Genomic DNA, 10,977 nt, shown 5'->3' with positions numbered 1-10,977 from the left:
GGCGCGTTTTTCAGCGCCTTCATTTCACTGATGATCGCTTTGACCGGGGAAGAATTGCGGCAAATCATCTCATGGCTGATGGGAAGCGTCGCGATGCGCGGCTGGAAATACAGCGGGCTTTTGTTGCCGTTTTTTCTCATCGGCGCGGCGGTGCTTCTCGCCAACGGCCGCGAGTTGAACGCGTTTGCTTTTGGCGAGGCGGCGGCGCTTCATGTCGGCGTTGATGTTACGCGCCGAAAAGTCATCATTTTGACGGCGGCGGCGCTGCTCACCGGCGCGGCGGTGTCGGTGTCCGGGACGATCGGTTTTGTTGGGCTCGTTGTTCCGCATATGGTTCGGCTTGTGTGCGGGCCAAACTATCGGGTGCTGCTGCCGCTGTCTCTCTTGTATGGCGGTGCGTTTCTTGTGCTTGCCGATGTGGCGGCGCGGACGATCATTGAACCGCGCGAACTGCCGATCGGCGTCATCACCGCGCTGATCGGCGCCCCGCTATTTGCCGTCTTGTTTTTCCGAAAAATGAAGCGAAAGATGGGATGATGATGCTTGAGGTGCGGGCCGTATCGCATCGGTATGGACCAAAGCAAGTGCTTGATCGTGTGACGTTTTCCGTGGAAAAAGGGGAGCTGTTTGGCATCGTCGGGCCGAACGGCAGCGGAAAAACGACGCTGCTGAAACTCATTTGCAAAGAGCTTCCGCTTGCCAGCGGTGAGATCAAGATTCATGGCCAGCCGCTTTTGGCGCTGTCTGCGAAGCAATGGGCGCGGTTTGCCGCTGTCCTGCCGCAGACGGCGGAGGCGGCGCCCGGCTATACGGTGAGAGAAACGGTGGCGCTCGGCCGCTACGCCCATCAGCGCGGCTTGTTTCCGACGTGGACGAAAGAGGATGAAGCGGCGGTTCAAGAAGCGCTTCGTGCGGTCGGCTTGGCTGACAAAATCGATGAGCCGCTTGAGCGGCTAAGCGGCGGCGAGCGGCAGCGCGCCTATTTGGCGCGGGCGCTTGCCCAAAAGCCGCAGCTGCTCTTGCTGGATGAGCCGACGAACCATATGGATGTGAGCGGCCAAGTCCGGCTTTTGGACCGGCTCGCGGAAGCTGCCCGCTCCCGCGATTTGACGGTCGTCGCCGTCTTTCACGATATGAACGTCGCTAGCTTATATTGCGACCGGGTGCTTGTGTTAAAAGAAGGAAAAACAGCGGCGCTTGGAACGCCGACAGATGTGATGACGCCGGCGCTGCTTGAGGAAGTGTTTGCCGCGCCGATTGTGCGTCTGGCTCATCCGGCGGCGGCAAAGCCGATGTTTTCGTTTGTGCCGAAAGGGAAACAAGAAGAATCGTCGGCCGGCGGGCTGCGTTTGTCCTTTCTTGATGACGCCGCTGTTCTGGCCTCCTGCCAGCCGCTTCGCGTCCTGTCCTCGGCATTGATCGGCGCTGGGTTTCAATGGGCGACCCATTTTGTCAACCGCCAAGTCGGGTTGGATTACGATTGCGGCGATGCGGAAGGAGACATGCGCCGCTATTTGGAGCAGCACGGGTTTTCGCCGGAACGAACGATCGGCATGATGACGGCGGTTGACGTCCATGATGCCGTTTGGCTTCAGAAAGAAGGGGAAGCGTTTTCGGTTGCAATCATGACGACCGCTGGCGTCGGCAATGCGGTTGATGCCGCTCGGGCGTGGCAGCATAAGCCGCTTGCGGCAAGGCCGGGAACGATCAATATGGTGATTGTCATTGACGGAGTGCTGACGGAAGCGGCGTTTGTCCAGGCGATGATGACAGCGACGGAAGCGAAGGTAAAAGCGCTCGCCGACTGTTCGGTTTGCGACCTGGAAACAGGGACGCTTGCCACCGGCACGTCGACCGATTCGCTCGCCGTGGCGGCGACGCAAACCGGGCGGACGTTTGCCTATGCCGGAACGGCGACGGAACTCGGGCGCGCGATCGGTCGGCTCGTGTATGAAGCGACGATCGAGGCGCTTGACCGCTACAAGCGGCGGAGGGGGCGGCGATGACGCATTTGCTGGCAATGACGTTGGCTTTGCTGTTGGATGCGCTGCTTGGCGACCCGCGCTGGCTGCCGCACCCTGTGCGCGGGATGGGAACGCTGATTGCGTGGCTTGACCGCCGCTGGAATCAAGGAACAAAGCGGCGGGCGAAAGGGGCGGCGGCCGTGGCGGTCGTGTTGGCCGCTGTTTACGGGGTATCGGCGTTGGTCGTTTATGTGGGCTNCGCGCTGTCCGTATACGTGGGGGTGGCGATCGAGGCGGCGCTCATTTTCACCACCATTGCGACCAAAAGCCTCGCTGAAGCGGCTGAGGATGTGCGCCGGCCGCTTGAAGCGGGCGATCTTCCCGAGGCGCGGCGGGCGCTGTCGATGATCGTTGGCCGCGACACCGAGCGGCTCGATGAGGCCGGCATCACCCGCGCCTGCGTCGAAACGGTGGCGGAAAATACGAGCGACGGCATCACGGCTCCGCTCTTTTACGCGGCCTTGGGCGGCGCGCCGCTTGCCATGCTGTACCGGGCAGTGAACACGTGCGATTCGATGCTCGGCTATAAAAATGAAACGTATCGCGAATTTGGCTGGGCGGCCGCCCGGCTGGACGATGCGCTCAACTACATTCCGGCGCGGCTGACGGCGCTCGTGATGGTGTTGGTTTGCGGCGGCCGCCGCCTTCGTTTGGCGCTGTCGATCTTGTTTCGCGATGCCCGCCGCCACCCAAGCCCGAACAGCGGCTGGCTCGAGGCGGCGATGGCTGGATTGCTTGGGGTGCAGCTGGGCGGGACGAATACATATGGCGGCGTCGTCTCTGAGCGGCCGACACTCGGCGATCCCGATGTTCCGCTGCGCTCGGTTCATATTCGCCAGGCGGTCGGCATCATGATCAGAACGGTGCTCGCCTTTACGTTATTGCTGCTATGGATCGGGGGGATGATCGTTGCGTTGGCCGGCGCATGGGGCGAATCCGCTCGCGTTGTATGAGCAATGCGGATTGGCCCCTCCAGACGAATACATTGATTTCAGCGTCAATACGAACCCATATCGCCTGCCGCCGTCGGCTTGGCCGAACGGCGAGGAATGGATTCGCTGGGCCGGTGAGTATCCGGATTCGGAAGCGAAGGCGCTCAGGGAGCTCGTTGCCAAGCAGGAGCAGATTCGACCCGGACAAGTGCTGGTGACGAACGGGGCAGCGGAGGCGATTTATTTGTTGGCCGCGCTGCTTGCCGGCCGGCGCGTCGGCATCTTGGAGCCGACGTTTTCCGAGTATCGGCGCGCCTGCCTTGCTTACGGATGCGAAGTCAAGTCTTTGCTGGCAGAGGAAAGCCGCGGTTTTTCGTACGACATTGACCAAGCGGCGGCATGGGCGGCGGAATGCGACGCGGTTTTTTTCTGTCATCCGAACAATCCGACCGGAACCGTGATGCCGGAGCGTGATCTCCGCTCGCTCGTCGCTGCAGCGGACCAAGCGGGGACGTATATCGTGGTGGATGAGGCGTTCTATCCGTTTTGGCGCGGCGGATTTACAGCCATGCGTTGGCTGGATCGCTATCCGCGCCTCATTGTGCTTCGATCGTTGACGAAAATTCATCATCTGGCCGGCGTGCGCCTTGGTTATGTCGCTGCCGACGAGGCGGTGATCGCTTCGCTGAAAACGCATCAGCCGCCATGGAGCACAAACTGCATCGCCCAACAATTGGCGCTTCGTTTCATGGCGATGGAATCGTTTGTCAAGTGGACGAAAGAACGGATCGCCGCCGAGCGGGAGCGCGTGTTTCGGTCGCTGCCGGCCGGCCGGTATGCCGTCTCGCCGTCGGTCGTCAATTTTTACTTGCTGCGTCCGCTCTCCGGACGGACAGAGGATTTGTTTTTCTATTTATTGCAGCAAGGAATCGTCCCGCGGCATACAATGAATTTTCCTGGACTGGACGGACGTTACGTGCGGCTTGCGGTCAAAACGCAGGTGGAAAACGATCGGCTTCTTGAAGCGCTTGCGAGGTGGAGCGGATGATGGTGTTTGTCAGCGGCGCCGCGCGCAGCGGAAAAAGTGAAGCGGCGGAAATATGCGCCATCCGGCTTTCTCGCGGCGGTCGGCTTCACTATATCGCCACCGCGCAGGCAATGGATGAAGAAATGACGGAGCGCATCCGCCGTCATCAAGAGCGGCGCGCGGCGCAGGCCGCGCATTGGACAGTGTGGGAAGCCCCGTTCTCTTCTCAGGAGATTGCCGCTTCCTTGCACCCTGATGATGTTGTTCTGCTTGATTGCTTGACCACATGGCTCGCCCACGAGCTGTTCTTTGGTGAAAATTGGAAAACAGACGCAACCGCTCAAGCTGTTGCTTGCCGCATGCTCGATGAAGTGCGGGCGTGGGCGGATGCCTGCCGTGCGGTCGTGATTGTATCGAACGAGCTGTTTGCCGGGGGTGTTCCGGATGATCCTGGCACATTTCGCTACATGAAAACGCTTGGCTTGCTTCACCAACAGTTGGTCGCGGAAGCGGCGGCCGCCGCGGTCGTTGAATGCGGCCTTCTCCGCGTGAAAAAAGGGCGGTGGCCGGGATGAAGCAAGCATGGAACGGATGGTTGTTGGCGCTGCAGCTGTTTACCACGATCCCGATTCGGCGCTCGATCGCATGGAACGCCGCCCATGTCCGCTGGCTCGTGCGCTGTATGCCGCTTGCGGGGGCGCTGATCGGGGCGCTTTCGGCCGGAGTGTATGCACTCTTTTCCACGTTTTCATTCAGCTCGCCGCTTGTTTGGGCGCTTCTTCTTCTTTGGCTCGGCATTTGGATGGCCGGGGGGATGCACGCTGACGGCTTTATGGATGTGAGCGACGCGTTTTTTTCGTACCGCGACGTCAAGCGGCGGCAAGAGATCATGTCCGATCCGCGCGTCGGCGCGTTTGCGGTGTTGTCGCTTATTTGTTTGTTGTCATTTCGTTGGCTGTTTCTGTACGAATCGCTCCAGACAGGCATTCCGCCGGCGCTGTTCGCCGCCGTTCCGCTGTTGTCGCGGGCCGGGGCTGCCTGGCTTCTTTCCGTCGGCAAGCTGGCAAAGCCGACAGGAATGGCTGCATCGCTTCGCGAATATAGTTCATGGCGTGATGCCATTTGGGCGCTTGGACTCGCTTTTGTATTGCTTTCGCTTCTTTGTGCATCCACCGCCATTTCGGTGCAAACAGGGGCGGCGCTGGCTGCAGCGGCTGTCGTTTTGGCGGCGGCGGCAAAGCCGTGGGCGGAAAAACAGTTTGGCGGCATCACCGGTGATGTGCTCGGCGCGCTGATCGAAGGAGGAGAGACGGTGCTATGGGGCGTCATTTGGCTCTTACACTCATCCGTCATGGGATGACGGAACAAAACCGACGTCGGGCGTATATCGGCTGGACGGACGCGCCGCTTGCGGCCGCGGAGCGCAATCGGTTGTGCCGCTTGCAGCTTGAGCGGCCGTATCCGGTCGACTGCATGGTTACAAGCGACCTTCACCGCTGTCGAGAAACGGCCGCCTTGCTGTTTGGCGGACGCGGGGCAGATTGGTGCACCAGCCGTTGGCGCGAGCTTCACTTTGGCGCTTGGGAAGGAAAAACGTTTGCTGAGCTGGAAGCGGAGCCCGCCTACCGCCAATGGCTTGCGTCGCCCTTTTCTGCGGCGCCGCCCGGCGGGGAGCGTTATGCCGACTTTCAAGCGCGCATCAAACAGGCGCTTGCGGAGACGATTGCTTTCGCTGAGCGGGCGGGCGCCCGTCATGTGGCTGTCATCACCCATGGCGGCCCGATTCGCCTCCTGCTCGAGCAGTATGCGCCCGATGCTCGTTCGTTTTGGGAATGGGAGGTGCCATTTGCCGGCGGATATACATTGGAATCGACGATCGAGCGTTGGAAAGGGGGAGAGCGGTGCATTTCGTTATCGGTGGTGCGTTTCAAGGAAAACGAAAATGGGTGAGGGAACGGTATGGAATAAATGATGGAGTTCATATTGTATGGCATAACGGTTATGTGGAGCCGTATAGGCCGCCGGATGGCATCGAAACGGCAAAAACGGTCGTCTTTGACGGGTTGGAAGCCGCCATCCGCCCCCGTCCGGACCCAGACGAGTGGGAATCCTATTTCCGCGCTTGGCAGCGGTGGGAAGCGGCAGCGCCTAACCGCACGGTCGTTTGGATCGGCACCGATGTGACGCAAGGCGTTGTTCCGGTTGATCCGCAAGAGCGGCGCTGGCGCGACGCCGTGGGAATGTGCTACCAGCGACTAGCTTCCTTGTGCTGCCGCGTCGACCGGCTTTGGTGCGGACTGGCGGAACAATTGAAATAAGGGGGAGAGGAACAGTGAAATTGTATACGCGAACAGGAGACCAAGGGAAAACGAGTTTAGTCGGCGGGCGCGTGGACAAAGACCATTTGCGCGTCGAGGCGTACGGAACGATTGACGAGGCGAATTCGTTCATCGGATGGGCGCTTGCGTTATTGGCCGGCGATGAACGGTTTCGCGACCTTTGCGCTGAGCTGCAAAAAATCCAGCACGAGCTGTTTGACTGCGGCGGCGACCTGGCCATCGTCAACGGCAAGCTTCCGTATAAGGTGACCGAGGCGATGGTCACATTTTTAGAAGAGCGCATTGATGCGCACGTGCAAGAAGCGCCGCCATTGCAAAAATTCATTTTGCCGGGCGGCTCCAAGGCGGCTGCGGCGCTCCATATGGCGCGTACGGTGGCAAGACGGGCGGAGCGGTGCATCGTTTCCTTGCAAAAAGCGGAGCCGATCAACGATGTTGTGCTCAAATATATGAACCGCCTGTCCGATTATTTGTTCGCCGCTGCCCGGGTCGTGAACGCGCGTTTAGGGGTGAAGGACATCGAGTATGAACGGAGCGCGATTGTGTTCCGCGACAAGGAGGAGAAACAATGAACCGCCGCTTGGCTTGGACGGCCGTTTGTTTGGCGCTTTCGGCGATCGGATCGTTCATCAAGCTGCCGACGTTTGTCGGCAGCATCGCTTTGGACAGCGCACCGGCGCTTGTCGCCGCCGGGGTTCTTGGCCCGCGCGCCGGAGCGGCGGTCGCTGGGCTTGGGCATTTGGTTTCGGCGTTGATCGGCGGTTTTCCGCTCGGCCCAGTTCATTGGTTTGTCGCTCTTGAAATGGCGGGGCTTGGCGCCCTGTTCGCCGTGCTGCATCGGCGGGGATGGAAAATCGGCAGCGCTGTCGTCTTTTTCATCGGCAATGCGTTTTTGGCGCCGTTGCCGCTTGCCGTTTCGTTCGGCTGGCCGTTTGTTTTTGCCGTCATTCCGCCGCTTTCGGCAGCCGCGGCGGTCAACGTGTTGATCGCTTTGGCCGTCATGCCGGTTGTCGTCCGGTTGGCGGCGAAAGCGGGGGTGGAGGCGCCGCATGCGTGATGTGCTTTTCCTTCCGTTTGTCGACGGCATGGAGCTCGCCGTTGCGGCCGACGGTTCGGCGGCGGTCGGGGACAAGCCGGGTGATGCGGTGTCCGTCTCGGTGGATGTTGTTGCGTATTTTTCCGCCCGCGTTGCCTTGATGGAGCTGTTGAGCGTCGGAGCGGAAGCGAGGGTCGTCGTGCTGCAAAACTTCATCGCTGATGACCGGTGGGAAGCTCTTTGCCGCGGTGTCAGGAGAACGTGCCGCGAGCTGGGGATTGATCTCCCGATCACCGGCAGCACGGAATCGAATTTTCCCACCGTGCAGTCGGCGCTTGGAGTGACGGCCATCGGGACGGTGGCCAACGAACGGAAACGAATCGGCATCACACCCGAAGAGGCGAAGTTTGCCGTCATCGGCCGTCCTCTCGTCGGCTCGGCCGTGCTTTCGCATCCGGAATGGGTTGCGCCGCTTCCGCTGTTTGCCGCGCTTCTCCGCACACCATACATTTACGAATTGATTCCCATCGGCTCGAAAGGTATTTATTACGAATGGACACAGCTGTTAGCCGCTAACGGCCGCCAAGGGCGGGCCTGCGCATGCCCGCTTCCGCTCTTTTCCTCCGGCGGCCCGGCGACGTCGGTGCTTGTCAGTTATGATCCAGATGGCGAACGTGAAATCAAAAAGCAAGCCGGCTCTCTCTTTTTTCCACTGCACGTCGAGTGGTAAAAGCCGGCTGCTTTTGGTGAAAAAATCATTCCCTTTTTCGCTCGGACCCGTTATCATGAAGATAATGGGATTTTTTTGTCGTGGTCCATGGAGGAGATAGGGGGAGAGAAGCGATGGACCCCGTCTTTGAACAGTTGTATGAAAAGTACCATCATGATTTGTTTAATTTTTTATTCTACATGGTGCGGAATCGAGAGCAGGCCGAAGATTTGGTTCAGGAAGTGTACGTCAGAGTGCTGCGCTCATACAAACGATTTAAAGGGCAGTGCAGCGAAAAAACGTGGCTGCTGTCCATTGCGCGCCATGTGGCCATTGATTTTTTCCGCAAGCAAAAACGCCGACGCCAATGGGCTGGTTCGGCGGAATGGAGCGAGGAACAAATCGGCGCCGACGAGCCGATTCCTGAGGAAATGGCGATTCAAAAAGAGGAGATTCAGCTTATGTACCGTGGTTTGGCGCGCTGCACGGTTGATCAGCGGCTTGTGCTCGTCCTTCGATTCATCCAGTCGCTGTCGATCGCGGAAACGGCGGAAGCGCTCGGCTGGACGGAAAGTAAAGTGAAAACAACGCAGCACCGCGCACTAAAGGCGCTCAAGCAATATATGGAGGAAGAGGCAAAACAGGAGGGGTGGCGGTGTGAAAAAGCTCAATTGGAATGAGCGATGCATTGAACATGGCCTTGAACAGTTGCCCGTCATCAAAGACCGGCGCACGAAAGAAGAAGTGTATGTCCGGCTGGTGCGCGCTCAGCGGATGGCGCGCTGGAAGCGGCGTTGGCTCCCAGCGGTTGCATCGGCGGCCGTGCTTGCATTGGCGGTTTATGCCGGTCCGCATTTTATCGTTCCAACACGTTCGGACAAAAACGAGGCTTCCTCATCCCCTGTTCAGACGCTAGAGGCGGATGGCGCTTCCTCTCACCCAAAAGCGATGATGGCCGCCAGCGAACCGGCGAATGCAGTGGTGATTGCCTTGCCCGATGAGCGAATCGGCCAAGTGGTGCCAGTGGTTGTTCCCCTTCCTGGCCGTTTTGCGCCGAAAGAACGGCTGTCCGCGGCGCTCGGTGAGCTTGCCCGTTCCCCGTTGCGTGAGGCGTCCGCGTGGCTCGACGGTGTGAAGATGGCCCCGGCGGCAGGCGATGGGCGCGTATGGGTTGTTCGCGTTCCAGCGAGCCATCGCGTGTTTGCCGCCAGCCATGAGGAACAGCGCCTCTTTTTCGACGCGGTCATGGAAACAGTGCGGCAGATGGGCGGGCGAAGCATCCGCTTTTTCACTGGGGAGGAGGAGGGGCTCGATTTGCCAGTGTTGGGTCGTCTAAAAACGACAAAAATCAATGAGCAGAAGCGAATGTATTATCAAAACCGCTCCTCCTCCTTCGGCTATCCGGTGCTCATCCCGGCGCTAGGCAGCGCCCGCTCGTTTCCTGAGGCGCTGCAGCAGATGAAAAAATCGACGATCCACGGGCTTGAGCCGGCCATTCCACCAGGGGTGGAAGTTGATTCGGTCGATGTCGATGCGCGCCATGCTACGGTCCGGCTTCATTTGTCCGCTCGACCAAGCGCGGAAGAAGCGGCGAGCATGGCGGAGGCCGTGCTGCTGACGGCGAAAGAGTTTGGGCTGCTTGACGTCACATTCGAATCGAGCGGGTTATCGACTCTTGGCCCGTATCCGCTTGGGAAGCCGATCAACGTGCCGGCCGGACCGAACGCCGCGTTGCTGGCAACCGGCCCGTAGCCGCCAGCGTGAGCTCTTAGCGGTTTTTAGACGGTATCATTTTGTTACATTTTTGGTAATGTCGACGCGAGGCCGTTCTATCGGCGTTCGTTTTGACATAAGACATATATGGTGCGACATAGGCAAGGAGGGATGGAAATGGGCGATGTGATGAGACGCCTTTTGGCGGTGGCTGGTGTGGCGGTATGCGTCGGACTGTTGTTTCTTGTCGGCGCCAACGGATGATTGGATGAATATTCGCAAAACGGTTGTCCTTTCTTGCGGTAATGCGTTATAATGAGAAAAACAGCAGGAGAGGAGAAACACCGATGTTGACCGATTATCATAACCATTTGGAACGAGGGGCGTTGACGCTTGATTATTTGCGCCAGTTCACGGATGCAGCGGTCAAAAAAGGCATCCAGCATTTCGGCATTTCCGAGCACGCGTACCATTTTTACCAAACGAAAAACATTTTGTCCAATCCGTGGGTCGACGCGCGCCGCTGCTACGATATGGACGATTATGTCCGGCTGTTCCACGAAGCGTGGGATGCGGGCCTCGATGTGAAAATGTCGATCGAAATGGATTATACGCCGGGCAAACACGAGGAAATGGCCGCCTTTATCCGCTCATACGAGTTTGACTATGTCATCGGTTCGATCCATTGGGTCGACGATTTCGGCATCGACTTAGCCGAATATCGCCACGAGTGGGAACGGCGCGATTTGTACGATACATACCGCAAATATTTCGATCAAGTCGTGACGCTCGCCGAGTCGAATTTGTTTGACATTATCGGCCACCTCGATTTGGTGAAAATTTTTAAATACGTCCCGGAAGATGAGGAATTTTTGCTTGAACAATACGACCGGGCGACAACAGCGCTCGCCAATTCGAAAACGTGCGTCGAAATCAGCACCGCCGGGCTGCGCAAGCCGGTTGGCGAACTGTATCCGGATCCGCGCCTGCTCCAAATGTGCTATGACAAAGGCATTCCGATTGTGTTGTCGTCCGACGCGCACGTGCCTGAGCATGTCGGCGCCGATTTTGACAAGGCGGTGGAACTCGCCCGCAGTGTCGGCTACACCGAGCTGATGACGTTCTCGAAAGGCGAGCGGAAGGCGGTGCCGCTCGGCTGAACGGAACTGACAAAACACGAGGGTGTCCCAAAAGGAT

At 58.9% G+C, this 10,977-nt stretch carries 14 protein-coding genes and 1 pseudogene; all 15 read left to right on the top strand.

Annotated features, from left to right (window positions below):
• Window positions 1-537: iron ABC transporter permease (locus tag VU18_RS09495; RefSeq protein WP_047758035.1), on the top strand; the 537-nt coding region annotated here is incomplete at its 5' end.
• Complete coding sequence (locus VU18_RS09490) at window positions 534-2,006, top strand: adenosylcobinamide amidohydrolase (protein WP_011231747.1); 1,473 nt, start codon at window positions 534-536, stop codon at window positions 2,004-2,006. The genes VU18_RS09495 and VU18_RS09490, both read left to right, overlap by 4 nt.
• Window positions 2,003-2,222: pseudogene (locus VU18_RS19970) on the top strand (cobalamin biosynthesis protein); the annotation flags it as partial. The gene VU18_RS09490 and the pseudogene VU18_RS19970, both read left to right, overlap by 4 nt.
• A gap of 1 nt (window position 2,223) precedes the next feature.
• Window positions 2,224-2,977 (top strand): adenosylcobinamide-phosphate synthase CbiB (cbiB, locus tag VU18_RS09485; RefSeq protein WP_236687345.1); only part of this gene is annotated, 754 nt, incomplete at its 5' end.
• Window positions 2,934-4,004 (top strand): threonine-phosphate decarboxylase CobD, encoded by a 1,071-nt coding sequence (cobD, locus tag VU18_RS09480; protein WP_011231745.1) that lies wholly within the window; start codon window positions 2,934-2,936, stop codon window positions 4,002-4,004. The genes cbiB and cobD, both read left to right, overlap by 44 nt.
• The gene (locus VU18_RS09475; RefSeq protein ID WP_011231744.1) at window positions 4,001-4,558 is read left to right on the top strand and encodes a bifunctional adenosylcobinamide kinase/adenosylcobinamide-phosphate guanylyltransferase; all 558 of its coding nucleotides are present in this window, start codon (window positions 4,001-4,003) and stop codon (window positions 4,556-4,558) included. The genes cobD and VU18_RS09475 overlap by 4 nt, the downstream gene beginning before the upstream one ends.
• Window positions 4,555-5,343 (top strand): adenosylcobinamide-GDP ribazoletransferase, encoded by a 789-nt coding sequence (locus tag VU18_RS09470; RefSeq protein ID WP_011231743.1) that lies wholly within the window; start codon window positions 4,555-4,557, stop codon window positions 5,341-5,343. Before VU18_RS09475 ends, VU18_RS09470 begins: the two co-directional genes overlap by 4 nt.
• Window positions 5,301-5,933 (top strand): histidine phosphatase family protein, encoded by a 633-nt coding sequence (locus VU18_RS09465; RefSeq protein WP_014196225.1) that lies wholly within the window; start codon window positions 5,301-5,303, stop codon window positions 5,931-5,933. Before VU18_RS09470 ends, VU18_RS09465 begins: the two co-directional genes overlap by 43 nt.
• Complete coding sequence (locus VU18_RS09460; RefSeq protein WP_011231741.1) at window positions 5,885-6,301, top strand: bifunctional adenosylcobinamide kinase/adenosylcobinamide-phosphate guanylyltransferase; 417 nt, start codon at window positions 5,885-5,887, stop codon at window positions 6,299-6,301. The genes VU18_RS09465 and VU18_RS09460 overlap by 49 nt, the downstream gene beginning before the upstream one ends.
• Before the next feature lie 14 nt (window positions 6,302-6,315).
• A complete protein-coding gene (locus VU18_RS09455; protein WP_011231740.1) occupies window positions 6,316-6,894 on the top strand; it encodes a cob(I)yrinic acid a,c-diamide adenosyltransferase in 579 nt (192 codons plus the stop codon).
• A complete protein-coding gene (locus VU18_RS09450) occupies window positions 6,891-7,379 on the top strand; it encodes an ECF transporter S component (RefSeq protein ID WP_011231739.1) in 489 nt (162 codons plus the stop codon). The genes VU18_RS09455 and VU18_RS09450 overlap by 4 nt, the downstream gene beginning before the upstream one ends.
• Complete coding sequence (locus VU18_RS09445; RefSeq protein ID WP_021322072.1) at window positions 7,372-8,088, top strand: AIR synthase related protein; 717 nt, start codon at window positions 7,372-7,374, stop codon at window positions 8,086-8,088. Before VU18_RS09450 ends, VU18_RS09445 begins: the two co-directional genes overlap by 8 nt.
• 113 nt (window positions 8,089-8,201) lie before the next feature.
• On the top strand, window positions 8,202-8,747 hold the full coding sequence (gene sigX / locus VU18_RS09440; protein WP_011231737.1) for an RNA polymerase sigma factor SigX: 546 nt from the start codon (window positions 8,202-8,204) through the stop codon (window positions 8,745-8,747).
• Window positions 8,725-9,819 (top strand): GerMN domain-containing protein, encoded by a 1,095-nt coding sequence (locus VU18_RS09435; protein ID WP_011231736.1) that lies wholly within the window; start codon window positions 8,725-8,727, stop codon window positions 9,817-9,819. The genes sigX and VU18_RS09435 overlap by 23 nt, the downstream gene beginning before the upstream one ends.
• A gap of 308 nt (window positions 9,820-10,127) precedes the next feature.
• Window positions 10,128-10,940: a histidinol-phosphatase gene (locus VU18_RS09430; protein WP_011231732.1), complete on the top strand. Its 813-nt coding sequence runs from the start codon at window positions 10,128-10,130 to the stop codon at window positions 10,938-10,940.
• The last annotated feature ends 37 nt before the right edge of the window (window positions 10,941-10,977 follow it).

The organism is Geobacillus sp. ZGt-1, assembly GCF_001026865.1.
Lineage (GTDB): Bacteria > Bacillota > Bacilli > Bacillales > Anoxybacillaceae > Geobacillus > Geobacillus thermoleovorans.
Note: the sequence above shows the minus strand (reverse complement) of the source record. Positions and strands in the feature narration are given on the sequence as shown.